Source organism: Stenotrophomonas sp. SrG (assembly GCF_050031795.1).
In the GTDB taxonomy this organism is placed as follows: domain Bacteria; phylum Pseudomonadota; class Gammaproteobacteria; order Xanthomonadales; family Xanthomonadaceae; genus Stenotrophomonas; species Stenotrophomonas rhizophila_A.
Map to the genome: position 1 here is coordinate 1 of NZ_JBNBBE010001755.1, position 230 is coordinate 230.

Here is a 230-nt window from a genome sequence, read left to right on the forward strand (position 1 = left end):
GCGCTGAGCATCACCGACTTCGACCTGTACGCGCTCGCCGATGGCGGCAACCTGCGCTTCGTGGACCTGGGCAACTACATCGACCTGCTGCAGACCCCGATGTTCTGGAAGTCGCTGTGGAACACCACGTACTTCGTGGGGGTCGGCGTGCCGATGTCCATCGGCGTGTCGCTCGGCGCGTCGATGCTGCTCAACGCCCCGGCCGCGCGCTTCAAGGCGCTGTTCCGCAA

General features: G+C 65.7%; 1 pseudogene. It reads left to right on the plus strand.

Going from position 1 to position 230, the window contains the following annotated elements:
- Positions 1-230 (plus strand): annotated as a pseudogene (locus ACQG3P_RS25280) (sugar ABC transporter permease); the annotation flags it as partial.